This window comes from Winogradskya consettensis (assembly GCF_018332715.1).
GTDB classification, from domain to species: domain Bacteria; phylum Actinomycetota; class Actinomycetes; order Mycobacteriales; family Micromonosporaceae; genus Actinoplanes; species Actinoplanes consettensis.
Window position 1 is genome coordinate 120,101 of record NZ_BOQP01000039.1, and the last position, 23,194, is coordinate 143,294.

Genomic DNA, 23,194 nt, shown 5'->3' on the forward strand with positions numbered 1-23,194 from the left:
GGGTTGTTTCTTGATCATGAAATTGTGGGTTCGGCTGCCGGTTGTGCTGGTGCTGCCGGTTGTGCTCGTGGTGGCCGCCGCCGGGTGCACGAGCGCCGGGCCGGCCGATGCGGGCTGGACGCCCGTGTGGAGTGAGGACTTCGACGGGCCCGCCGGTAGTGGGTTGTCGAAGGCGGATTGGATCTACAGCACCGGCACCGGTTATCCCGGCGGGGCCGCGCAGTGGGGGACCGGTCAGCTCGAGGCCTCCACCGACTCCACCGACAACGTGCGCCTCGACGGGGACGGGCACCTGGCGATCGTGCCGCTGCGTACCGGTGCCGGGGTCGGCACGTGGACCTCGGGACGGGTGGAGACCAAGCGCACCGATTTCGCAGCTCCCGAGGGTGGCAAGGTCCGGATCGAGGCCGTGCTGCGTCAGCCGGATGTGACCGGTCCGGAGGCTGCGGGATACTGGTCGGCGTTCTGGGCGCTCGGTGCGCCGGCGCGGGCGGTGGGGTCGACGAACTGGCCGCACGTCGGTGAGTGGGACGTCATGGAAGCGGCCAACGGGCACGACTCGGTGTGGCAGACCGTGCACTGCGGCGAGCCGGTGGGTGGTCCGTGCGGCGAACCGACCGGGATCGGCAGCGGTGAGCAGGCCTGCGCGGGCTGCAGGAGCGACTTCCACACGTACGCCATCGAGTTCGACCGCAGCGTCAAGCCGGAACAGCTGCGGTGGTACGTCGACGACAAGAACACCTTCACCGTCGCCGCCGACCGAGTGGACGCCGCGACCTGGGAGCAGGCCAACCATCACGGCTTCTTCGTGATCCTGAACGTCGCGATCGGGGGCAGTTTCCCGGCCGCGTTCGGTGGCGGTCCGACCGCCGCGACCAAGCCGGGCGTGCCGATGCTGGTGGACCGGGTCGCCGTCCTGAGGAGCGAATCCTGATGAGTGTCAGACCCACGGAAACCCGGATAGGCCCCGTCAACGAGTTGTCGTGGGCGCCGATCCAGCGATCCACCCGGTTCGCCGTGCTCGTCGCGCTGTGCGTGACCGTGTTCTACATGATCTTCCTGCTGAACCCGGCGTACCGGGGGAACGTCTGGACCTGGGGGCTGGTCCTGTTCGCCGAGGGGATCACGATCTTCAACGCGCTCGCGATGTGGTGGACCGTGCTGGCGCACACCCAGCACCCGGACCCGCCGGAGGTGTTCGCCTGGCGCCGCCGGCTCACGACCGGTGCCCTCGCGCCCTCGATCGACGTGTTCATCACCGTCTACGGGGAGCCGCTCGAGATCGTGCTGGTCACCGTCCGGGCTGCCCGCGACATGCGCGCCGAGCACAAGACCTGGGTGCTGGACGACGGCAACAGCGACGCCCTGCGCGACGCGTGCGTCACCGAGAACGTCGGTTACCTGCGGCGCACCGAGCATGTGTACGCGAAAGCGGGCAACATCAACGCGGCCCTGCGCCGCACCGACGGCGAGTTCGTGGTCATCCTGGACGCGGATCATGTGCCCAGTCCCGACTTCCTGCTGCGCGCGCTGCCGCACATGCAGGACGAGAAGGTCGCGTTCGTGCAGACGCCGCAGGCCTTCCCGAGCGCGCGGGGCCTGGTCGCCGAGGGGGCCGCGGAGTCGCAGCGGATCTTCTACGAGCTCGTGCTGCCGGGGCGTAACCACTTCAACGCGGTGTTCTGCGTCGGCACCAACGTCATCTTCCGGCGTACGGCGCTGCGGGAGATCGTCGGCATGCACACCGCCAGCAACTCCGAGGACATCTGGACCTCGATCGAGCTGCACAAACGCGGCTGGCGCTCGTTCTTCGTGCCCGAGGTGCTCGCGCGCGGACTCGCCCCGGACAGCCTGCTGCCGTACTTCAAACAGCAATTCAGGTGGGCGTACGGTGCGTTCGAGGTCATGTTCCGCGGTGGCCTGCTGCGACGCAGCGTCCTGACCATCGACCAGCGGTTCCAGTATCTGCTGGCCGGCGTCAACTATTTGCTGTCGCTCGCGGCGCTCATCCTGATGTGCCTGCCGGCGGTGTACCTGCTGTTCGGGTTGAGCCCGATCCGCGCGGACCTGAGCACCTGGGTCGTGCACTACGCGCCGTTCTACGTACTGATCATGCTCGTGACCGTCCTGCAGCTGGGCGGTTTCAAGATCTCCGCGATCGTCACCAGCATCGGCGCGGCCCCGGTCCACGTGCGTGCCCTGGTCATGGCGCTGTTCAAACGGCACGTCAAGTGGACGGTCACGAACGCCGGCCCGGGCGGGCTGCCCGGCATCGAGCTGGTCCTGCCGCACGTCGCGCTGTTCCTGCTGAACGCGCTGGCCATCGCGGTCGGCATCAGCACGCTCCCGCTGCGGGGCACCGACGTGGCCGCAGTCTCGCTCTCCATCGCGTGGGCGTCCATCTACGTGCTCGTGCTGGGCCGGGTCATCGCCGAGGCCGTGATCGCGCCCCGGGTCATCAAGGAGCGGCTGGAACGCCGTAAGGCCGGAGCGCTGCTGTCCCGGGCGCTGCCCTGGCCGGCCCGCTGGGAGGAGACCGACGAACTGGTCAGCTCCGCCATGGCCGATGCCTCCGGGCCACCGCCCGCCACCCGTACGCGCTGAAGGGATCAGCCATGGCCGCCCCCACCGTCACCGCGCCACCCGCGCCACCCGCACCGAAGCCGGCCCGCAGGTCGGGCCGCAAATGGCGGGCCCGGTTCATCGTCCTGCTGATGCTGGCCGCCGCGGTCTTCGTCTTCATCAAGCTCACCGCCGACCGGGTGACCAGCGCCGCTCTCGTCGACCTCGGTGCCGTCACCCTGACCGCCCAGCCGGTCCCGGTCGAGACCCCGCGCCCGGGCCAGGTCATCCAGGTCTCGGTCAAGGCCGAGCAGCGGGTCGCGGCGGGCGCCAAGCTCGGCATCGTCGAGGTCACCACGACCGACTCCGACGGCGAGCCGGTCCTGAAGAAGCTCACGATCGTCGCACCGCGGGCCGGCATCGTCGTCGACCAGCCGGTCACCATGGGCAGCACCCTGCAACCGGGTCAGCCGTTCGTCGAACTGTACGACCCGGCCGAGCTGATCTTCGTCACCGACGTCGCCGTGGAGAACCTCCCCGACCTCAGCCCGGGAATGACCGCCAAACTCAAGGCGAAGGGCCTGAATCGCTCCCTCAAGGCGACGGTCCAGCGGATCGTGCCCAGCATGACCGGTGGCAGCGAGGCCGGCGCGGCACCCGGATTCCTGCGGATGGTTCTGCTGCCGTCCAGCGCGGCGGACGTCAGCGATCTCGTCCCCGGCCTGCGCTTCACCGGCGAGATCGACACCCGCACCGGGCCCGGCAATCCGAGACTCATTGCGCTGCCATGCAACCCTCGCGCCGTGAATTCCGTAGAAGGGGCGTTCTGTAGGTAGGCGAGAGGGCTGGTGATCTGTGGGACGGAACTCTGAGCGGGACCGGGAGTTCACCGAGTTCGTGTCGGCACGCCGCGACGGGCTGGTCCGGGTGGCCGCATTGCTGGTCTCCGGTGACCTGGCGAAGGCCGAGGACGTCGTGCAGACGGCGCTGACCAAGCTGTACCTGGCCTGGCCGCGGGTTCGGCCGGAAACCGTCGATGCGTACGCCCGGCGCTGCGTGGTCAACGTGGCCACCGACGAGCACCGGAGTCTGTTCCGGCGTCGCGAACAGGTGCGGTCACAGCTGCCTGAAACGCCGGTCGCCGACGATCCGTGGAACGACAACTCGACGGTCGTGTCGTTGCTGGGCACGTTGCCGGCGAGTATGCGCGCGGCCGTTGTGCTGCGCTACGTCGAAGGCCTCAGCATCGCCGAGGCGGCCGACGCCATGCGGTGCAGCGAAGGCAACGTGAAGAGCCAGAGCGCGCGCGGGCTGCAACGGCTCCGCGAACTCCTCCCCGCAGGTCACCTGACCAATTTTGCGAAAGGATGATGAGATGCCCGATGTCATGGACGTCCTGAAGAACCTGCCGGATGCCGTGCCCACCGGCCGCTCCGGCCCGGATGTCGTCGCCGCCGACGTGGCCCGCGGTCATCGAGCCGTCACTCGGCGTCGCTGGCAGCGCTTCGGCGTCACCGGCGCGGTCGCCGTCGTCGCTGCGGCGGCTGTGGGCGTGGGTGCCGGCCAGTTCAGCCCGGCACCGAGCAGCCCCGCGCGGGTTGTTGCGGCACCCGCGGCTCCGAGGCTGGAGCTGGTCGCGTACCAGGGGAACCAGCCGGTGGGGTTCGAAGTGACGACCGTGCCGGAGAACTGGAAGGTGATCTCCTCGGACACGTCGTCGTTCCTGGTGGCACCGCCCGGCGCGGACATCGCCGCGCCGAAGCCCGGCGAGGCTGTCAGCCTCGAGGGGCAGATCGCCGTCTCGCTGCAGGGACTGTCGAAATTCCCCGCCGAGTCGCCGGTGAAGAAGGTCGACATCAACGGGGCGGACGGCAGACTCGGATTCCCGCTGGAAGAGGAGGGCAAGCTGTCGGACACCCGCTGGCTGTTCTTCCCCGACAACGCGGGCCACAGCGTGCAGGTGCAGGTCCCGGCGTCGGTGGGGCTGAGCGACGACCAGATCGTCAGCTTCGCCAAGGGCATCACCGTCACCGCGCAGGCCCAGTCGATCGGCGGCTGACAGCGTCGTCCGACTCGGTCCCGACGATCTCGCTATGGCAGGACCGGCAGGTCGATCCGGGAGCCGTCGTGGGCGATCTCCTGGGTCGCCCGGTGGGTGGTGGCAGTGTCGGGGGAGCCGGGGTTGCGGGCGTAGCGGGGGTGGGCGCCCGAGCTGATCTGGACGCTGATGCGATGACCCGGGGCGAACTCGTGGAACGTCGGCCACAACGCCACCTCGACGTCCTGAAAGTCCGGTGAGGTCTCGACGCGCTGGATGCCGTCGCAGACCGTCATCGAGCGGCCGTCGGGGTGCACGTCGCAGATGCGGACGAAGACGTCCGCGCTGGGCTGTGACGACCGGAACCGGATGTGGGCCACGGGCTCGCCCGCGATCGTGGCCGGTGCGGTCAGGGGGTCGCCGCGGAACACGACGACGTCGGCCCGTTTCTCGTGCTCCGCGTTGTCCACCGGACCCGAATCCGGTAGCAGGCTCGGGCCGCCGACGGACGGCGTGGGGTGCTCGGGATCGTACACATATGTCGTGGTTTCGTCGGAGGGCTGCGCCGCGTCGAGCCGGCCCGATCCGGACAGGAACAGCGATTGTGCGGTGACCCCGGAGGGCGGCCAGGTCTGCAGGTCATGCCACACCTCGGCGCCGGTCCGGTACGCCCGGACCGGCGCGACCCGGGTGGCCGGCGCCCCGGCGAAGTGCTCCTTGAGGAACGCCGTGGTCTCACCGATGGCCGGGGCGTCCATCCCCTTGGAGACGTGCCCCCACGGCCCGACGGTGAGCCGCGGCGGCCGCCCGGCGGCGGTGAGCTGGGCATGGTTGCGCAGCTGGGCCGGCAGGAAGATGTCGTACCAGCCGGTGATCATGTAGATCGGGGCGGTGACGTCGGGAACCGAGGCGGTGTGTGACTGCTGGGTCCAGTAGTCGTCGGTGAGCTGGTCGTGGGCGACCCAGTCCTGGTACCAGTCGACCTGATGCCCGGTCGCGACGGTGTCGCCGTCCCGCAGCGGCAGCACCCCGAACGCCCTGCCCAGCTTGGGGTCGGGCCGGATCATCGCCAGCGCCAGCGGGAGCATGTCGCGGCGGATCATGCGGTCCATCATCTGGGTCCAGCCCAGCGCGTTACGCAGCGCGAACGTGCCGTTGTCCCAGGTGATCGGCCCGAAGTCGGGCATTGTCACGACCAGGCAGAGGGCGTCCGGGGCGTTGACCGGATCCTCGCGCTGCAGCTTCCCGGCGACCGCCCACTGGGTGAACCCCATGTAGCTGGGCCCGAACGTCGCGACCTTCCCCGTGAACCATGGCTGCTGCCGGACCCAGCGGTGCGTGGCGATCCCGTCTCGTTGCTCATCGACCTGCGGCGTGAAGACACCGCCGGAACCCCAGGTGCCACGGCAACTCTGGAACAGCACCGGGAAACCCTCCCGGGCGAGCGCGCGAGCCCACCCGGCGACGGGGCCGCGCCGCCCGTACGGCCCACGGATCACGATCGTCGGCAGCGCATCGCCGACCGGACCCACCGGCGTGATGAGGTCGGCCAGCAGCTCCACGCCGTCGTCCATGGGCACCCGCAGGTCCCGCTGGATGGCCACGTCGTAAGGCCCCGGGGTCAGCCCCTTGATCCGCCGCGTCTGCATCCACCGGGAGAACCGCGCCCGCACTCTGCTCATGCGATCAAGAGTAGAGAACGGTCACGGCGCGGGACTGATCCCGTTCCACAGTGCGCAGTTGTGCTCGGCGTCGATCCGCGCGTGCGTGGCACGTTGTGCGCTCGGTGCGACGAACTGCAGGACGTCGCCCTGCGCGGTATGCCTCGGCCAGGTGGGTGCGAACTTCACATTCGGGTTGCCCGTACGCGCGAACGCGCCCCAGTAGCTGATCATCTGGTCGGACAGGTCGACCTGCGCGGAGCTGAACGGCAGCGCCGTGCCGAGGTAGTCCCACAGGTAACCGAGGTCGTTGACGTGCGTGGCGCCGAACGGGTAGTCCGTGCCGAGCCGCCAGATCGAGGTGAACGGGGGTCCGTCGCGCTCCGCGAACTCGTACGCCCAGGTCTTCGTGGTGGTGGCGAGCCGGTCCCGCAGCGTCTGGTCGCGGCACGCGCGCTGATCACTGGAGATCGCGCCCCACGTCACGGTCGGAGACTTGTACGCGGAGACCGGGTACGCCGCCGCCACCCGCCCGGCACCCGCCGGGTAGGCCGCGGTGATCAGCGCCGTGAGCTGCGCCCCGGTGAGGGGCTTGCCCACGTAGTCGTAGGTGGCGAAGACGCTCTGCTGGGACTCGTCCCGAGTGCCGCCGTTGATCACCGGGAGATCGGTCAGCGTGCCGGCCTTGAGCAGCACGAGCGGGTCCACCGGCAGCACCGCCGGGCCGGCGACCGGGCCGGACTGGCGCACCTTCGTCTGCGCGGCGAGGACGTCGGCCGGGCTCTTGCCACGCAGGCAGGCAGGCTGACCGGCGCCGGGCGCGCAGCCCAGCTCGGCGGCGAACTGCTCACCGCTCTGCCGGGCAGCGTCGGGCGTACGCGCCGAGCAGCCCCCGCTCTGCATGATCGCCCGGTCGAACAACCCGCGCGCCGCCGGTGACGCGAGCTGCGCGCAGGTGTTGCTCGCTCCGGCGGACTGCCCGGCGAGCGTGACGTTGCCGGCGTCGCCGCCGAAGGCCCCGATGTTGCGCTGCACCCACTTCAGCGCCGCCTGCTGATCGAGCAGGCCGAAATTGCCCGCGCCGGCGTCGGAACGCTCCAGGGCCGGGGTGTCGAGCCAGCCCATCGCGCCGAGCCGGTAGTTGATCGTCACGTAGACGACGTCCTCGCGGGTGACGAACTTGTCGGGGTTGGTGTCCCGCCCCGCTCCGCCGACGTTGCCCCCGCCGTGGTTCCACACGAGGACCGGCAGGTCCTTCTTCTTCGCATCCGACGGCCGGTAGACGTTCAGGTAGAGGCAGTCCTCGGTGAGCGTGGGCTGCTCGTAACCCGGATCCCAGCCGCTGCCCTGCACGCAGGAACCACCGAACGTGGTCGCGTCGCGGACACCCTGCCATCTGGCGACGGGCTGGGGTGCGCGCCAGCGGAGGCCGCCGGTGGGCGGTGCGGCGTACGGAAGACCCAAAAAGCTGGTCACCATCGCCTTCGCCTGCCCGCGGACCTGGCCCTTGTCGGTCTTGACCACCGGGAACTGCCCGGCGTAGGCGGCCGGACCGCCCGCGTGCGAGGAGACGAAGCCGGCCGCGGCCGGCACCGCGGAGGCGAGGAGTGCCGCGGCGGTGAGGCCGGCGGCCCAGGGCAGGATTCTCATGGTGGCGAACCTCCCGGTGGGGTCATCGGAACGTATCGCGGCGGAAATATATAAGCAACAATCTATCCGGGTCCGGTCTGCTGCGCACCGGCAGTTGATCTAGAAGTCGGTTCACGGTCGTGTGCGCGTCTCCTGTGGAGCGGAGACTGGCCCCGTCTCACATTCACCGACGTAGAGGAATACGTGCATGACTCCCGTACGCGCATGGCGCAGGGCCGCGCTGGTAGCCGGCTGTCTGGTGCCGATGCTGGCGTCGACCGCGGCATTTGCCGCGCCGAGTGAGCTCTCGGCCTTCGACGCCGTCAACCAGTTCATCGGCACGGAACTGGACCAGACCCAGAACAAGAGCAACGACGCGTACGGCAACACGTTCCCGGGCGCGACGGTGCCGTTCGGCATGGTGCAGCTGAGCCCGACGACGTACAAGGAAGGCAACGCCGGGGTCGGGGAGAAGGGCGGCTACGAGTACACCGCCGACCTGATCCGGGGCTTCGGGATGACCCGCTACGACGGCACGGGTTGCACCGGGCGCTACGGCGGTTACGAGTTCCCGACCATTCCGTACGCGGGGGCGCTGACCGGTGGTGTGCTGCCATCCAGCCCGGCGACGAACATCAAGGACTACTACCTCAAGTTCGCTCACGCCGACGAGGTGTCGCAGCCCGGCTATTACGGCGTGGACCTTGACAACGATGTCAAGGCGGAGCTGACCGCTTCGTCGCGTACGGGTGTCAGCCGTTTCGACTTCCCGAAGAGCGGCGACTCGACGCTGATCCTCGACACGTCCGGCCCGAACAACCGCACGTTCGGCAGCGAGGTCACGATCGACCCGAAGACGCGTACGGTGTCCGGCTGGATGTACGGCGTCGACGTCTGCGACAACGGCAACTACTACAAGGCGTACTTCTCGACCAGGTACGACCATGACTTCGCGTCGTACGGCACGTGGACCGACGAGGCGCTGACCCCGGGCTCGACGCACGCGATCAAGAGCACCACCGACGTCGGCGTGGACTACCGCCACGACACCGGCGCGTGGCTGACGTTCAAGCAGGGCTCGAAGGTCGTCGCGAAGACCGGCTTCAGCTACACCAGCGTCGAGAACGCCGCGCTCAACCGCGACACCGAGGTCGGCAACGACGGCTTCAACGACGTCAAGAACGACGCGAAGAAGCTGTGGAAGGACGCGCTCGGCACGGTCGACGCGGACGGCGGCTCGGCTGAGCAGCGCACGAAGTTCTACACCGCGCTCTACCACGCGTTCCTGAACCCGACCCCGCGCGACGACGTCAACGGGCAGTACGTCGGCTACGACGACAAGCTCTACACGCTCGCCAAGGGCCACCACTTCTACAAGAACATCAACTTCCCCGGCACGGGCTGGGACGGCTACCGCAGCCAGGTCCAGCTCGTCGCGCTGACGTTCCCGCAGGTCGCGAACGACATCAACCGCTCGATCGTCGCGCTGACCCAGCAGACCGGCGGCTGGGCCCCGGGCGTCTCCCGTATGCAGGGCGACAACCTGCAGGTCATCCTCGCGACGCTCGACGACATGGGCGCGACCGACTACGACCGCGCGGCCGCGCTCGCGTCCATGAAGGCGACGCAGGTCCTACCGGCGACGACCACGAAGCGGACCGACGGCTACCAGTACTTCGCCACCGGCATGATCGAGAACCGCAAGGGCGACTTCGCGACGTCGCGCACGCTGGAGTACTCGACCGACGACTTCGCGATCGCGCAGCTCGCGGACCGGCTCGGCGACAAGCCGGCGTACGACTTCTTCATGGCCCGCGCGCAGAACTGGATGAACGTCTTCGACCCGGAGACCCAGCACATCCGCCCCCGCGAGCGGACCGGTTTCGACCGTGGCTTCGACCTGCGGGTACGCGATGACAGCGCCGGCCGTGGCCAGTTCAACCAGTCGACCGGCTACCAGTACGGCTGGAACGTCCCGCAGAACCTCTCGACGCTGATCGCCAAGCGGGGCGGCGTCGCGAAGGCCACCGCGGAGCTCGACGTGCTGATGGCGCAGCTCGACGCCGGCGCGTACACGCAGACCGGCAACTACCTCTCCAACCAGGCCCCGTTCGGCACGCCGTGGGTCTACAACTGGCTGCAGGCCCCGGCCAAGGCGACCGACGTGCTCTACCGCGCGGTCTCCGAGATGTACGACACGACCCCGACCGGTCTGCCCGGCAACGACGACACCGGCTCGCTCAGCGCGTGGTACGTCTTCGCCAACCTGGGCCTCTACCCGGCGATCTACGGCACCGGTGACCTGGTCATCAGCGCCCCGATGTTCGACAGGATCGTCATCGACCCGATCGGCGGAAGTGCCAAGATCAAGATCAATGCGAAGGGTACGGCCACAGGTGCGCGTTACGTGAACGCGCTCGAGGTCGACGGCAGGAGCCGGACCGCGTCGTGGCTGGACACCTCCTTCGTGCGCAAGGGCGGCACGCTCGACTTCACGATGAAGTCCACCGCCGGCACCTGGGGCACCAGTGCCGCGGACATCCCGCCCTCCTACACCGACGGCGCCGACGCGATGAACAACGTCGGCACCACACCGGACGGTCAGGGCAACCTCGGCTCGATGGACCTCAGCGACTGGTCACTGTCCCGCACTGCGCTCGCCGCCGCCGGCGCCCGGCCCGGTGCCCAGCTCCCGCTCGCCGGCACGGACACGGCCTTCACCTGGCCCGCCGCCGAGCCCGGCAAGCCCGACAACTGGCTCCCGCACGGCCAGCGCGTCGAGCTCGACAACGCCGCCGCCTCGACCGTGTCGTTCCTCGGCCTGGCGACCAACGGTCCCTCCGCGGGCACCGCCACCGTGCAGTACACGGACGGCACCACCCAGCAGGTCCCGGTCAGCTTCGGCGACTGGGCGGGGACGGCACCGGCGGGCAACACCGCGCTGGTCACCGTCGCCGGCCGCAACAACGTCAACGGCACCGCCGGTGACGGCACGTTCCGGGTCTTCGCGACCCAGCCCGTGGCCCTCGACCCCGCCAAGGTCGTGGACGCGGTCATCCTCCCGCAGGGCAGCGACAAGGGCATGATGCACATCTTCGACGTCGCCGTCTCGTAACCCCGCTCGCGGCCCGTCAGTCCATCGTCGACTTTGGTCGATGCACTTGACGGACGGGCCGCGTACCGGAAATCTGCCTCTATGACGATCTCCCGCCGCTCGCTCCTCGGCGCCGCAGCGCTCGGATCCGGATCGATCCTGGCGGCAGGGAGTTCCGCCCAGGCAGCCCCGCCCCAGCCCGTCCTGCCCCGGGCCGGTGTCAAAGCCCCGCGGCTGGTGCCGGGAGACCGGGTTCGCGTCGTCGCGACCGCCGGCATCCCCGACACCCGGCTCGCCCGCGGCATCCAGATCCTGCAGAGCTTCGGCCTCGTCGTCGAAACCGGCGCCCACCTCTACGACAAGTACGGCTACCTGGCCGGCACCGACGAGGCCCGCCTCGCCGACCTCAACGCCGCGTTCACCGACCCGGGCATCAAGGGCGTCTTCGCGGCCCGCGGCGGCTACGGCACCCAGCGCATCATCGACGGCTTCGACCTGCGCGCCGTGCGCCGAAACCCCCGGGTCTTCGTCGGCTTCAGCGACCTCACCGTCCTGAGTGGACGACTCTGGCAGGCCGCCCGCCAGGTCAGCTTTTACGGTCCGATGATCAACTGGACCGACTCCCGCACCGGCCCGGTCGAGATCGAGTCGCTGCGCGCCGCCATCATGACCACCGACCCGATCGTCCTGACCCCCGACCCGGCCGAGCCCAGCTCCCTGGTCACCGTCGCGGGCACGGCAACCGGCACCCTGCTCGGTGGCAACCTGACCATGCTCCAGACGAGCATCGGCACCCCCGACCTACCCGACCTGCGCGGCGCGATCCTGCTCTTCGAGGACACCGACGAGTCGCCGTACAGCTACGACCGCATGCTCACCCACCTGCTGCGCGCCGGCGCACTGCGGCACATCGCCGGCATCGCCATCGGCCAGTTCACCAACGCACCCGTCACCGCCGGCCAATGGACGGCGGCGCAGGCAGTGCTCGACAGGGTGGGCGCTCTCGGCGTACCCGTCCTCGGCGGTCTCCGGATCGGTCACGGCAACGGCCAGCTCACCGTGCCCCTGGGCACCACCGCGACGATCGACGTCGCAGCGGCAACCCTGACCGTCCAGGCCGGCGTGCGCTGACCCCCTCGGTCGCCTCCCGGCCTGCCCGGGGCTGCGTGGCTGTCATCGAGCACGCGCGCCGCTGACGATTCTCCTTGAGGTCGGGCAGCCAGTTCTCTGCGTCGAAGGAAAGTACTTGCCGCGATGGAAAGTGGAGTGCTACTTTCCAAGTGAGAAAGTACTTTCCTGATGCACCGGGAGGTGGAGAACCATGGCGACACCCGAAGAGGCCCGCCGCACCCTGAACGAGATCGAGAACCGGCAGCGCCGGACCGCGGCCGCGGCGGTCACGTCGCGGTGGTGGTGGATCGGCGGGGGTGCGTTTCTGGCCGCGTACGGTGCGCTGCTGGGTTTTGTCCCGGCCTTCGGCCGGAGTTGGGGCACCACGGTGACCTGGGTCCTGGTCCTCGCGGCCGTTCTCTGGAGCTCCCGGTGGGGATCCGCGCTGCTCGGTCGTCAGGTGAGCCCGCGCCCGGTGCTCAGCCGGCGGGTGCGGATCATCGCTGTGGTGGTCGGCGTGATCGTGCTGGTGGCCCTGCAGGTGGTGCTGATGCACGTCAGGGTGCCGCATCTGGCCGCCTGGTTCGGCATCGCCGGCGGGCTGGTGCTGGCGATCGCCGGTCCCTGGTGGCAGGGGCACGTGCTCGACCGGACCGCCCGGCTGTGACCGACAATCCACCCGTAGTGGCGCTCACGGGTCCCGGCCCGCAGCCGGCGGCCGGGACCGGGGCGCGGCTCGATCCGCTGTTCGCCGATCCCGTCCGGCTCGGGATCGTGTCGGTGCTGGCCGGGGCGGAATGGGCCGAGTTCGGGTTCGTGCGGGATGCTGTCGAGCTTTCCGACTCGGCGCTGTCGAAACGGATCTCCGGGCTCAGCGATGCCGGTTATGTCGAGGTGCGTAAGGGCTATGTGGGTAAGCGGCCCCGGACGTGGCTCAACCTGTCGGCGGCGGGGCGCTCCGCGCTGAGCGCCCACATCGCGAAGCTCCAGGAGATCGCGAAGCTGCTCTGAGGGGGTGCCGGGCCGGGCGGCCGAGGGGCGTGCGGCCCGGGACGCCCGTACATGTGGCAGGTATCGGACAAGGTTGATAACTCTCTCGGGTCGCGCGGGCAGTAACCGGGTCGCGGTTATGCGGTTGATACCGCGGTGAGCGCTGATGCGAAGAGAACCGAGTTCCTGATCTTGCACGGTGGGCAGAACCAGCGGCCGATCAAGCACTGGCAGTATCTGCTCGCCCAGGAGCTGACCCGTCGCGGTCACCCCGTTCGATACCCGCAGCTGCCGGAGTCGGACGCGCCGGTGCTGAAGGACTGGCTGACCGCGATCGAGAACGAGCTGGCCGGTGCGGCGGGCTCCGAGCTCGTCGTCATCGCGCACAGCCTGTCCTGCGCGGCCTGGCTGCACCTCAGCCGCCGGGGCAGCGTGCACCTCCCGGTCGCACGGCTGCTGTTCGTCGCGCCGCCGAGCCCGGAGTACCTGGCCGGTGAGCCGATCTTCGCCGAGTTCGTTCCGCCGCCGGGTGCGCACCACGACGTCACGGCGACCTCGGTGGCTCAGCCCCGGCTGGTCTGCACCACCGACGATCCGGTCTGCCGGCCCTCGGCCGATGTGGTCTACCCGGGGGTGTTCTCCACCGATCACATCCCCGGCGGCGGGCACCTGGACCTGGCTGCGGGCTACGGGCGCTGGCCGTCGATGGTCGAGTGGTGCGACAACCCGGGCGTACGCCTGGTCACGAACAAGAAGTAGTCGTCCTGGCACACAGCGATTTTTGCTGGTGTGCCGGGCAACCTTTCGCGTCCGCCGGAGCACCAGGATCACGTCCCACGATGATCCTTTGGAGAGCAGACGGATGACAAACGCAAAGCCTGGACGCCGGCGGCGCGCTGCCCTGATCGGCGGCTTCGTCGTCGCCGTCGTCGCGGCCGGTGGTCTCACCGCCAACGCGTTCGCCGACAGCACGTCGTTCAGCGACAACTTCGAGAGCGGCAGCCTCAGCAACTGGACCAAGTCCGGTGGCACCTGGTCCGTAGCGACCGACGGCAGCAAGGTGCTGCGTCAGGCGGACGCCGGCAGCGCGCTCGCCCGTCAGTTCGCCGGTGACCAGGAATGGACCGACTACACGCTGACGGCCAAGGTCAAGACGTCGTCGCTGACCGGCACCGGCTCCGCGGGCATCGCGGCACGGGTCAACGGGTCGAGCCAGTTCGAGCGGCTCGTGCTCGCCCCCGGCGCCGCCCGCCTCGAAGAGGTCAAGGGCACCGATTCGGTCACCGTACTCAGCACGCTGGCGCTGCCTGCCGCCGCCACCGGATGGCACACCCTGCGCCTCGACGTGACAGGCGCCAAGGTCCGCGGGTACGTCGACAGCGTGCTCGTCGGCGATGTCAGCGCGAAGCTCACCAAGGGCCGCGTGGGCCTGGTCACCACCGGCGCGTCGGCCGCCTTCGACGACGTAGCGGTCACCGCCGTCGCCACCTCGACGCCCACCGCGACCGCCACTGCTTCCCCCACGAAGACCGCGACGGCGACCCCGACCGCTTCCCCCACGAAGACCGCGACGGCGACCCCGACCGCGTCGCCCACCAAGACCGCGACGGCCTCCGCCACTCCGGTTGCCACGAGCTGGCCGACGCCGACCAAGACCGAGACGCTCAGCGCCACGAAGAAGGTCACCGGTACGTTCGACGGCGCCAACACCCGCTTCATCGGCGCCGGTGACCTCGGCGGCACCGGCCAGGAGGAGGGCCAGGACGCGCTCTTCGACCTCGCCGACGGCGCGACCCTGTCGAACGTCATCATCGGCACCCCCGCAGCGGACGGCGTGCACTGCCTCGGCACCTGCACGCTGAAGAACGTGTGGTGGCAGGACGTGGGCGAGGACGCCGCGACGTTCAAGGGCACCTCGGCGAGCCAGACCATGACGATCACCGGTGGCGGCGCGATGAAGGCCGCGGACAAGGTGTTCCAGCACAACGGCCCCGGCACAATGATCATCTCGAACTTCCAGGCCTCGGACATCGGCAAGCTCTACCGCTCCTGCGGCAACTGCTCGAAGCAGTTCGCCCGCAAGGTCAAGGTCTCCAACGTGACGGTCACCGCCCCGCTGAAGGTCCTGGTCGGCATCAACCCGAACCTGGGCGACACCGCCGCGATCGACAATGTCACCGTGATCGGCAGCTCCAGCAAGACCATCATCTGCGCGAGCTTCAAGGGCGTGACCAGCGGCGAGCCGACCGAGGTCGACACCAAGCCGAACGCGACCTGCACCGCCACCAACATCACCCTGAAGTAGGGAGGGAAACGATGTCCAGAAAAACACTGGTCGTAGCCCTCACCGCGGTGGCCGTCGTCGCCGGTGCGGGTCTCATCGGCCGGCAGGAGTTCGCCTCGGCCGCCGAGAACGTCAGCTTCGACAGCGGTTCCGGGATGAGCTTCATCGTCAACGCCACCAACGGTAACATGACGTCGCTCAAGCACAACGGCGTCGAGCTTGCCGCCTCCGGGCAGGCCGCCGGTCAGTTCGAGTCGGGCTTCTCGTCGGCCTCCGTCTCGAGCAAGACGTTCAGCAACGGCGCGATCCTGGTGACCGTCGCGAACACGAGCAACGGCGTGACCCAGTACTACTTCGCCCGCAAGAGCGACAACACGGTCTACATGGCGACCAACATCGCCAAGGCGCTCGACCCCGGCGAGGCCCGCTTCATCACCCGCCTCAAGCCGTCGCTGCTCACCTCGTCGCCGGCCGCGGCCCGGACCGCGGGCACGACCGCCAAGGTCGAGGGCGAGGACGTCTTCTCGTTCGACAACGGCCAGACCGCGTCGAAGTTCTACAGCTCGCAGCGGACCATCGTGCAGCAACCCTTCGGCGCGAGCGGCAACGGCCACGGCGTGTTCATCATCGGTGGCACGCACGAGATGAGCTCCGGCGGCCCGTTCTTCCGCGATATCGAGGTCAACGACACCGGCACCGCCGTGAACATCACGCACTACATGTTCAGCGGCCACCAGCAGCCCGAGGCCCTGCGTCTCGGCCTGCACGGACCGTACGCGATGGCCCTCACCGACGGCGCCAAGCCGGAACTGCACAGCCTCGACTTCCTGTCGGCGTACATTCCGGGCCTGCTCTCCAATGCCCAGCGCGGCAACGTCAGCGGCACGGCCACCGGCTCCTGGCGCGGCACCCTCGACGGCACGGTCGCCCTCGCGGGCACCAACGGCCAATACTGGGGCACGGTCAAGAGCGGCGCGTTCGTGATCGGCCACGTCCGGCCCGGCACCTACACGGCGACCCTCTACGCGGGCGAGCTGGCGGTGGGCAGCACCAAGTCGGTGACGGTGACGGCCGGAGGAACGGCAACACTCGCACTCTCCGGCGACCTGCCGGCGGCGGGCACCCTGTTCCAGGTCGGAGCATTCGACGGTACGCCGTCAGGCTTCCGCAACGCCGACAAGATCGAGACCATGCACCCGTCGGACGTACGGATGTCATCCTGGACACCGGGCACCGTCGACGTGGCCTCCCCCTCGACGTGGCCGATGGCAGAATTCAAGTCGGTGAACTCCCCGCTCGCCCTGAAGTTCAACCTGTCCGCGGTGCCCTCCTCGGGCGCACGCCTGCGAATCGCCACCACGGGAGGTTTCGCCGGCGGCCGTCCCGCGGTCTCGATAGGCAGCTTCACCTCGCCGTCCTCGGCCTCCCCGGCCCCGGTCAACCTCAACTCCCGAGGCATCACCCGGGGCACCTGGCGCGGCGTGAACGCGACCTACACGTTCACCATCCCGGCGAGCGCCCTGAAGACCGGCAGCAACACCATGTCGATCTCGGTCCTGAGCGGCAGCAGCGGCGAAAGCTTCCTCAGCCCGAACTTCGTCTTCGACGCACTGGCCCTCGACCCGGCGTAGGCCGCGCCGCCCCTCGACTCGGCGTAGGTCGCGCTGCCCGTCGGCCCGGTGTTGGCCGCGCCGGCCGTCGACCCGATGTTGGCCGCGCCGGCCGTCGACTCGGCGTTGGCCGCGCCGGCCGTCGACTCGGTGTAAGAGGCCGGTTTAGGTTGTGTGCAATTTAATTGTGCACAACTTAATTGCACACAATGCTTTTGACCCGGGGTAACGCGCGTCGGCTTCTACCGGCGTGATCAGTACCTGTTCCTGCCGTACCCCATGCGGCCGGGACCGAGCCGGCCGGTCTCGCCAGACCGGCCGGCCTCCGCCTTTCTGCGCAAGGAGCTGTCCGGTGAGATCGCCTGGCAACGAGGGTGGATTCCTGCCCCCGGGTTGGCCCGGTTCGCGGGTCCGGGCCGAACTGCGTCGACAGGGACGTGCCGAGGTCTACCGGCCGTCCCCGGCCGCGCCGGTTCCTCAGGACCATCCCGCGCGGCGAGGTCCAACGTGGACCGCACGGGGCGGTGCCGCGCCGAGGCGTCCGACCTGGGCCGCATGGGGCGGTGTCGCGCCGTGGCGTCCGACCTGGACCGACTGGGTGCGTTCGGCGCGGAGCTGCGTATGCCGCTTGCTTAGACTGTGGGGCTGGATCGGGGCGCGGGCGCGGCGTCGCGCGAAAGCTGGCCGTCCTGCTTCGTCACCACGGGAGTGGAGCTCAGCCGGTCGCGGTTAGGGCCCGTTCGTCGTTGGCTGCGGGCCCGGATTGCGCCTCGCTCCGACCTCAACGCTTGAACAGACCCTGGTGTCCTGAGCCTTTGATCCGTTCCAGTAGGCGGCAAGGCGGCACAATTTAGCCACGGCACGAAGTTGCGTCGAAACCTCAAACGCCGCAACCTCCTGCGGCGACAGGTGTCAAGCGCGGGCCTATCACGTCTGGCCAGGAAACATACGTTCTGCTGTCAGACACGATTGCCCAGATTTGACGAACAACGCCGCACGAAGTTGTCGCATCCAGCTGTGCAGCGCAATATTTGGCCCCGCGGCGGCGCAGGCCCCGCGGCGGCGCAGGCTCGGCTCGGCCCGGCGTGGCCCGGCTCGGCCAAGCGCGGCCCGGCGTGGCCCGGCTCGGACGCTAGGGCCGGTTGGCGAGGGCTTCGGCTGCCAGCTCGAGGAGGGCTTCGAGGGCTTCGGCCGGGTCGGTGGGGGCCTCGGGGATCGGGGACGGGTCTTCGCAGCGGTCCAGGAGGAGCTCGATCAGGGCGGCGCGGTTGATGATGTCCTCGGTGTGGAGGGCGCCGGGGAGGATGCGGATCTCGAGGGTGTCGCGGATGGGGTTTTCGCGGAAGAGCTGGACCATGTTCACGTCGAAGAACTTGGTGAGCTCGCCGTCGGTGGCGGCGTACCTGAGGTCCTTCCAGGATGGCGTACCGAAAGAGACCGCTCTGACCAGGGGCGGAGGCAGTGGGGCGAGGCGCCGGGAGTTGGTGTTGGTCTGCAGTGCGGTGCGTAGCGGCTCGCGGTAGAAGGCGAAGAGCCGGATGACGTTGGCCAGGGTGGCCGGGTTGTGGAACGGGGCGCCGTCGAGGTGCATGTGGACGGCGGCTTCCTGGGGGATCGTGAAGCCGAGCTCGCGGGCCGGGCCGAGCAGGTCTTCCAGTGTGACGGCGTGATCGGCGGTCAGCGGCGGGGTGATGATCTCGCAGGGGCGTTCGCGCTCGCCGGTCAGTGGGGCGGCCATGGCGATGCTCGCGCCGGCCTCGTCGTCGAGGCGGTAGACGCCGTCGACGAGGTCGACGGGGCGGTTCCAGATCTTCGCGGCGTTGTCCAGGGCGGTGTCGAGGGTGCCGCCGGGGTCGCTGTGCGCGGCGACCAGCCGGATCAGGCGGGCCTCGTCGCCGAGGATGCGGAACCAGCCGTCCTTGGCGGGCGCACTGTTGTCGAGACCGTTGACCAGGGTAATGTCGTCGACCAGCGTGCAGAGCGGGGAACCGTCGGCGCGGGTCACCTCGAAGCCCTGGGTCACGTGCAGGAACCGGGCCAGGCCGGGGACCATGGACAGCTCGCTGTCGTGATGCCACACCGGCAGGGCCTGGCCGCCGTGGCGGGCGGCCAGGTCCGTGGCGAGGGTCCGGCGGCTGACGCCCGGAGGGGCCATCAGCTCGATCTCGAACCCGATGCGCCGGTGCAGCGGTGGGATCACGGCTGGAAGGGCATCGGATCGCCGGCGAGGATCTTCTTGCCGCCCATGACCTTGGCGTCGTAGCTGTCCTTGAGGTTCCATGTGTCGGCCAGCTTAGCGGCGTCGTCGAAGTCGTAGCCGGCGTTGAAGAAGGCCTCGGCGTACTTCTCGTTCTTCTTCGACTCGGCGACCGCGGGGTCGGGCTTGACGCCGGCCGGGAGCTTCTTGTGGGCGAGGATCAGCTCGCCGGCCTTGACCTTGGCCTCGCCGATGTCCTCGGTGCTGATCTTCCAGTGCTTGGCCAGCGTGACCGCCTCGTCGTAGCCGTAACCGGCGTCGAAGAACGCGTCGCGGGCCTTGTCCTCGGCGGACGACGCCGGGGACTCCTCCGGCTTGGGCGACGCGGACGCAGACGGGGTCGGGGAGAACGACGGTGCCGGGGACAGGCCGGGGCCGGCCGGGGCGACCATGCTGGTGTTGCTGTTGTGGCTCGCGGGGATGATCCCCGGGAGCTGGAAGGCGCCGGCGATCAGGCCGGCACCGAGCACCGCGCCACCGGTGACCTGCAGGCCGCGGCGGCGGCGCTTGTAGGTGCGGGACAGCTCCGTCACGCGCTGGAAAACGGCGGCGGGGTCGGGCGTCTCGTTCTCGCGGGTCTGGAAGGCCGCGCGAAGCTGGTCTCCGTGGTCGTTCACGACTTCTCCTCGGCAAATTTCCTGGTCTGATGCTCCGACGAGAGCCGGAGGGTCTTGAGCGCCCGTGAGGCGTGGCTGCGTACCGTTGCCTGCGAACAGCCGAGCAGATCAGCGATCTGCTCGTCCTCCAGCTGCTCGTAGTAACGCAGCACGAGGACCGCTCGCTGCTTTCGCCCGAGCGTGGCCAGCTTGTTCCAGAGGGCGTCGGCCTCGACGACGGAGTCGGCGTGGTCGTGCACCCCGCCGCGCAGATCGTCCAGGTCCGCCAGGCGTTCACCAACCGCGTGCACGTTGCGGGCCGCCCAGCTCCGCCGCCAGGACAGATACTCGTTGAGCACCATCCGGCGGACGTACGCCTCGGGCGAGTCCGCATCACTGATCCGGCGCCACTTGACGTGGGCACGGGCCAGCACCTCCTGGACGACGTCCTGGGCCAGTTCGCGGTCGCCCGTGAGGACAACCGCGTACCTGAGCAGGGCAGGCAACCGGGCCGTCGCGAATTGCTCGAAGGTCACACCCTCTATGACGGGCTTCGTTCGTGCGTTGTGCAACGGTTCTCCAAGTTTTTTTGAGGGAAGGTAAAGCGGTGAGCACACTGCTGCGCGACGCGCGCTTCTACGGCGACGACCGTCGCTACGACGTGTACCTGACCGGCGGCCGGATCGTACGCATCGCACTCAAGGGCACCCTCGAGCCCGGCGACGCGGAGATCGTCGACCTGGATGGGCGGTTTGTCGGCCCCGGGCTCTGGGACGAGCATGTCCATTTCACCCAATGGGTCACGCAACGCAGCCGGCTCGACCTCTCCGGGACGGGTAGCGCCGCCGACGTGCTCGCACTGGTCGCGAGAACGCTGCGGGAGTCGCCGCTGCCCGCCGGGACCGCGCTGACCGGGTACGGATTCCGCGACGCGCTCTGGCCCGACGCTCCCACGCTGCGCGAACTCGACGCGGTCGCGGGGGACACGCCAGTGGTGCTCGTGAGCGGCGACCTGCACTGCGGATGGGTCAGCTCCGGCGCCGCCGCGCGCATCGGCCTGCGGCTCGACGAGTCCGGGGTGCTGCGGGAAGGGCCGTGGATCGCCGCACTGCACGACTTCGACGAGACCAAACCCGGATTCGACGCGTACGCCGAAGCCGCATCCGCAGCAGCCCGGCGCGGCGTCGTCGGGGTCGTGGACTTCGAGAACGCGGACAACGCCACCGAGTGGCCCGCTCGGGTCGCGGCCGGTGTCACGAGCCTGCGCGTCGAGGCATCCGTCTGGCCCGAACGGCTCGACGCCGCAGTGGCCGCCGGACTCCGCACGGGTGTTCCGCTCGACGGCGAGAGCGGCCTGGTGACGATGGGGCGGTTGAAGGTGATCGTGGACGGGTCGCTGAACACGCGTACGGCGCTGTGCTGGGAGGCGTACCCCGGCGTGGACCCGCTGTCCCCGCACGCGTGCGGCGTCGCCACCGTCGCCCCGGAGAAGCTGGCGGACCTGCTGCGTACGGCTGCGCGCTACGGCATCGCGGCAGCCGTGCACGCCATCGGTGACCGGGCGAACAGCGAGGTCATCGACGTTTTCGAACGCCTCGGCCTGCCCGGCGTGATCGAGCACGCGCAGCTCGTCGGGGAGCACGATTTCGTCCGGTTCGCCCGGCTCGGCCTGGTCGCGAGCGTGCAACCCGAGCACGCGATGGACGACCGGGACGTCGCCGATGCGCTGTGGGCGGGGCGGACCGGGCGGGCGTTCGCGTACGGCTCGCTGCACGCCGCCGGCGCGACGCTGCGGCTCGGCTCGGACGCCCCCGTGGCCCCGCTGGACCCGTGGCTGGCCATCGCGGCGGCGACCGCGCGCAGTCGCGACGGACGCGAGGCGTGGCACCCGGAGCAGTGCCTGCCGGTGGACGTCGCCATGGCGGCCAGCGCTCGGGGGCGTACCGACATAAAAGAGGGAGAGACCGCGGACCTGGTCATCCTCGACGAAGATCCGCTGGCAGCGGGCCCGGAGCGGCTCCGGGAGATGCCGGTGGCCGGGACGCTGCTCGGCGGCCGGTGGACCTGGCGAGATCTCTGACACTGCGCCATCCGGGCATGACGGCGCCCCGCCGGGATATGAAGGAACTGAGACTTCACGAGAAAGGACGTGCAGATGGCCAGGACCTGGTTCATCACCGGCACCTCGCGCGGCTTCGGCCGCGAGTGGGCCATCGCCGCGCTCGACCGGGGCGACCGCGTCGCCGCGACCGCCCGCGACACCGCCTCGCTCGCCGACCTCGCCGCGACCTACGGCGACAAGCTTCTCCCGATCGCGCTCGACGTCACCGACCGGGACGCCGTCTACGCCGCGGTCGCCCGGGCGCACGAGCACTTCGGGACGCTCGACGTGATCGTCAACAACGCGGGCTACGGGCAGTTCGGCATGATCGAGGAGATCAGCGAGACCGAGGCCCGCGCCCAGTTCGAGACGAACGTCTTCGGCGCGCTCTGGGTCACCCAGGCCGCGCTGCCGTTCCTGCGTGACGGGGGCGGCGGCAACATCATCCAGGTGTCCTCGATCGGCGGCATCTCCGCCTTCGCGAACATCGGCATCTACAACGCCTCCAAGTGGGCGCTCGAAGGCTTCAGCCAGGCGCTCGCCGCGGAGGTCGGGCTCTTCGACATCAAGGTCACCCTGGTGGAGCCCGGTGGGTTCAGCACCGACTGGGGTGGCTCGTCGGCTCAGCACGCGACGAAGCTCCCGGCGTACGAGAAGACCCGTGAGCTCGCCGCCGAGAGCCGCGCCAAGCGGGTCGCCGCCCCTGGCGACCCGGAGGCCACCCGGTCGGCGATCCTGAAGATCGTCGACGCCGAGAACCCGCCCCTGCGGGTCTTCTTCGGCAACGGCCCCCTGGGCATCGCCACGGCCGACTACGAATCGCGCCTCGCGGAGTGGCGCGAATGGGAGCCGGTCTCCATCGAAGCCCAGGGTTAGCGCTCATTGAGGTCGCGGACGATTTCGCCGACTGACTCGGGGGAGTCGTCACGGACCAGGTAGACGCGGGTGCCGTGGCGCATTTTAGCCATGGTGCGGATGCGGCTGCGGCGGGCGGCGCGCCACTGCAGGAACGACTTGAGCAGGGTGCCCGCCGCGATCGCGTCGGTGACGGTCGCTTCGATGATGTCGACGCCGGCCGGGCCGCGGGCGTCCTGGGTCAGGGTGGTGGCGGCGATGGCGACGACGGTGGGGTCGTCCTGGTACCAGCGGTGCAGCGACGTGGTCCCCCGTTCGTCGCCGTCGTCGCCCTCGACCGTGATCTGCAAAGTCATAGCCATGGATGGCCTCCCTCGCCTGGGTACACGAGCCCAGGCGGGGGAAGG

The 23,194-nt window shown here is 69.5% G+C and carries 20 protein-coding genes; 14 read left to right on the plus strand and 6 right to left on the minus strand.

Translation table 11 applies throughout. The features are described 5' to 3' along the window. Positions 1 to 16: 16 nt before the first annotated feature. Genes Aco04nite_RS32840 through Aco04nite_RS32860 form a run of 5 tightly spaced genes read left to right on the plus strand, consistent with a single transcriptional unit; the run spans position 17 to position 4,621 of the window. Complete coding sequence (locus Aco04nite_RS32840) at positions 17 to 934, plus strand: glycoside hydrolase family 16 protein (protein WP_213001122.1); 918 nt, start codon at positions 17 to 19, stop codon at positions 932 to 934. Then, complete coding sequence (locus Aco04nite_RS32845) at positions 934 to 2,604, plus strand: glycosyltransferase family 2 protein (protein WP_213001123.1); 1,671 nt, start codon at positions 934 to 936, stop codon at positions 2,602 to 2,604. Before Aco04nite_RS32840 ends, Aco04nite_RS32845 begins: the two co-directional genes overlap by 1 nt. An 11-nt stretch (positions 2,605 to 2,615) precedes the next feature. Then, positions 2,616 to 3,398, plus strand: coding sequence for a biotin/lipoyl attachment domain-containing protein (locus Aco04nite_RS32850; protein ID WP_213001124.1), 783 nt, complete (start codon positions 2,616 to 2,618; stop codon positions 3,396 to 3,398). A 19-nt stretch (positions 3,399 to 3,417) separates the two neighbouring features. Beyond that, positions 3,418 to 3,933, plus strand: coding sequence for a SigE family RNA polymerase sigma factor (locus tag Aco04nite_RS32855; RefSeq protein ID WP_213001125.1), 516 nt, complete (start codon positions 3,418 to 3,420; stop codon positions 3,931 to 3,933). Positions 3,934 to 3,937: 4 nt separating this feature from the next. After that, a complete protein-coding gene (locus Aco04nite_RS32860) occupies positions 3,938 to 4,621 on the plus strand; it encodes a hypothetical protein (protein WP_213001126.1) in 684 nt (227 codons plus the stop codon). A 32-nt stretch (positions 4,622 to 4,653) separates the two neighbouring features. Here the strand turns inward: Aco04nite_RS32860 and Aco04nite_RS32865 are convergent, their stop codons facing one another. Then, entirely contained in the window at positions 4,654 to 6,282 is a 1,629-nt protein-coding gene (locus Aco04nite_RS32865) for a CocE/NonD family hydrolase (protein ID WP_213001127.1), read from the minus strand. Positions 6,283 to 6,303: 21 nt separating this feature from the next. Then, positions 6,304 to 7,911, minus strand: coding sequence for a carboxylesterase/lipase family protein (locus tag Aco04nite_RS32870; protein WP_213001128.1), 1,608 nt, complete (start codon positions 7,909 to 7,911; stop codon positions 6,304 to 6,306). Positions 7,912 to 8,098: 187 nt separating this feature from the next. On the opposite strand from Aco04nite_RS32870, the gene Aco04nite_RS32875 reads away from it, so the two are divergent. The 7 genes from Aco04nite_RS32875 (at position 8,099) to Aco04nite_RS32905 (ending at position 16,999) form a co-directional block, all read left to right on the plus strand. After that, positions 8,099 to 11,005: a GH92 family glycosyl hydrolase gene (locus Aco04nite_RS32875; RefSeq protein ID WP_213001129.1), complete on the plus strand. Its 2,907-nt coding sequence runs from the start codon at positions 8,099 to 8,101 to the stop codon at positions 11,003 to 11,005. A gap of 81 nt (positions 11,006 to 11,086) precedes the next feature. Continuing rightward, complete coding sequence (locus Aco04nite_RS32880; RefSeq protein ID WP_213001130.1) at positions 11,087 to 12,115, plus strand: S66 peptidase family protein; 1,029 nt, start codon at positions 11,087 to 11,089, stop codon at positions 12,113 to 12,115. Positions 12,116 to 12,305: 190 nt separating this feature from the next. Further along, positions 12,306 to 12,761 (plus strand): hypothetical protein, encoded by a 456-nt coding sequence (locus Aco04nite_RS32885; protein ID WP_213001131.1) that lies wholly within the window; start codon positions 12,306 to 12,308, stop codon positions 12,759 to 12,761. Further along, the gene (locus tag Aco04nite_RS32890) at positions 12,758 to 13,105 is read left to right on the plus strand and encodes a winged helix-turn-helix domain-containing protein (protein ID WP_244876464.1); all 348 of its coding nucleotides are present in this window, start codon (positions 12,758 to 12,760) and stop codon (positions 13,103 to 13,105) included. The genes Aco04nite_RS32885 and Aco04nite_RS32890 overlap by 4 nt, the downstream gene beginning before the upstream one ends. A 135-nt stretch (positions 13,106 to 13,240) precedes the next feature. Beyond that, the gene (locus Aco04nite_RS32895) at positions 13,241 to 13,843 is read left to right on the plus strand and encodes an RBBP9/YdeN family alpha/beta hydrolase (RefSeq protein WP_203838937.1); all 603 of its coding nucleotides are present in this window, start codon (positions 13,241 to 13,243) and stop codon (positions 13,841 to 13,843) included. 103 nt (positions 13,844 to 13,946) lie between these two features. Further along, on the plus strand, positions 13,947 to 15,389 hold the full coding sequence (locus tag Aco04nite_RS32900) for a pectate lyase (RefSeq protein WP_213001132.1): 1,443 nt from the start codon (positions 13,947 to 13,949) through the stop codon (positions 15,387 to 15,389). A gap of 11 nt (positions 15,390 to 15,400) precedes the next feature. After that, positions 15,401 to 16,999 (plus strand): rhamnogalacturonan lyase B N-terminal domain-containing protein, encoded by a 1,599-nt coding sequence (locus Aco04nite_RS32905; protein ID WP_213001133.1) that lies wholly within the window; start codon positions 15,401 to 15,403, stop codon positions 16,997 to 16,999. A 1,111-nt stretch (positions 17,000 to 18,110) separates the two neighbouring features. Here the strand turns inward: Aco04nite_RS32905 and Aco04nite_RS32910 are convergent. From Aco04nite_RS32910 to Aco04nite_RS32920, 3 genes are read right to left on the minus strand one after another with little or no spacing between them, the layout of a single operon-like run. Beyond that, positions 18,111 to 19,178: an amidoligase family protein gene (locus Aco04nite_RS32910; RefSeq protein WP_213001134.1), complete on the minus strand. Its 1,068-nt coding sequence runs from the start codon at positions 19,176 to 19,178 to the stop codon at positions 18,111 to 18,113. Beyond that, positions 19,175 to 19,852: a hypothetical protein gene (locus Aco04nite_RS32915; RefSeq protein ID WP_213001135.1), complete on the minus strand. Its 678-nt coding sequence runs from the start codon at positions 19,850 to 19,852 to the stop codon at positions 19,175 to 19,177. The genes Aco04nite_RS32910 and Aco04nite_RS32915 overlap by 4 nt, the downstream gene beginning before the upstream one ends. Next, the gene (locus Aco04nite_RS32920) at positions 19,849 to 20,367 is read right to left on the minus strand and encodes a SigE family RNA polymerase sigma factor (protein WP_203838932.1); all 519 of its coding nucleotides are present in this window, start codon (positions 20,365 to 20,367) and stop codon (positions 19,849 to 19,851) included. Before Aco04nite_RS32920 ends, Aco04nite_RS32915 begins: the two co-directional genes overlap by 4 nt. A 71-nt stretch (positions 20,368 to 20,438) precedes the next feature. On the opposite strand from Aco04nite_RS32920, the gene Aco04nite_RS32925 reads away from it, so the two are divergent. Both Aco04nite_RS32925 and Aco04nite_RS32930 read left to right on the plus strand, forming a co-directional pair. Beyond that, positions 20,439 to 21,911 (plus strand): amidohydrolase, encoded by a 1,473-nt coding sequence (locus tag Aco04nite_RS32925; RefSeq protein WP_213001136.1) that lies wholly within the window; start codon positions 20,439 to 20,441, stop codon positions 21,909 to 21,911. A gap of 75 nt (positions 21,912 to 21,986) precedes the next feature. Beyond that, complete coding sequence (locus Aco04nite_RS32930; protein WP_213001137.1) at positions 21,987 to 22,808, plus strand: SDR family oxidoreductase; 822 nt, start codon at positions 21,987 to 21,989, stop codon at positions 22,806 to 22,808. Here Aco04nite_RS32930 and Aco04nite_RS32935 read toward each other — a convergent pair. Next, a complete protein-coding gene (locus tag Aco04nite_RS32935; protein ID WP_213001138.1) occupies positions 22,805 to 23,149 on the minus strand; it encodes an effector-associated constant component EACC1 in 345 nt (114 codons plus the stop codon). The two genes, Aco04nite_RS32930 and Aco04nite_RS32935, sit on opposite strands and share 4 nt — an antisense overlap. Positions 23,150 to 23,194 lie beyond the last annotated feature (45 nt).

What these genes read in the sequence shown, in the direction of transcription:
- Aco04nite_RS32930 (WP_213001137.1), top strand. Translation starts at nt 21,987, where the DNA reads ATGGCCAGGACCTGGTTCATCACCGGCACCTCGCGCGGCTTCGGCCGC.
- Aco04nite_RS32845 (WP_213001123.1), top strand. Translation starts at nt 934, where the DNA reads ATGAGTGTCAGACCCACGGAAACCCGGATAGGCCCCGTCAACGAGTTG.
- Aco04nite_RS32870 (WP_213001128.1), bottom strand. Translation starts at nt 7,911, where the DNA reads ATGAGAATCCTGCCCTGGGCCGCCGGCCTCACCGCCGCGGCACTCCTC.
- Aco04nite_RS32935 (WP_213001138.1), bottom strand. Translation starts at nt 23,149, where the DNA reads ATGGCTATGACTTTGCAGATCACGGTCGAGGGCGACGACGGCGACGAA.
- Aco04nite_RS32905 (WP_213001133.1), top strand. Translation starts at nt 15,401, where the DNA reads ATGTCCAGAAAAACACTGGTCGTAGCCCTCACCGCGGTGGCCGTCGTC.
- Aco04nite_RS32880 (WP_213001130.1), top strand. Translation starts at nt 11,087, where the DNA reads ATGACGATCTCCCGCCGCTCGCTCCTCGGCGCCGCAGCGCTCGGATCC.
- Aco04nite_RS32875 (WP_213001129.1), top strand. Translation starts at nt 8,099, where the DNA reads ATGACTCCCGTACGCGCATGGCGCAGGGCCGCGCTGGTAGCCGGCTGT.
- Aco04nite_RS32860 (WP_213001126.1), top strand. Translation starts at nt 3,938, where the DNA reads ATGCCCGATGTCATGGACGTCCTGAAGAACCTGCCGGATGCCGTGCCC.
- Aco04nite_RS32865 (WP_213001127.1), bottom strand. Translation starts at nt 6,282, where the DNA reads ATGAGCAGAGTGCGGGCGCGGTTCTCCCGGTGGATGCAGACGCGGCGG.
- Aco04nite_RS32850 (WP_213001124.1), top strand. Translation starts at nt 2,616, where the DNA reads ATGGCCGCCCCCACCGTCACCGCGCCACCCGCGCCACCCGCACCGAAG.
- Aco04nite_RS32885 (WP_213001131.1), top strand. Translation starts at nt 12,306, where the DNA reads ATGGCGACACCCGAAGAGGCCCGCCGCACCCTGAACGAGATCGAGAAC.
- Aco04nite_RS32840 (WP_213001122.1), top strand. Translation starts at nt 17, where the DNA reads ATGAAATTGTGGGTTCGGCTGCCGGTTGTGCTGGTGCTGCCGGTTGTG.
- Aco04nite_RS32900 (WP_213001132.1), top strand. Translation starts at nt 13,947, where the DNA reads ATGACAAACGCAAAGCCTGGACGCCGGCGGCGCGCTGCCCTGATCGGC.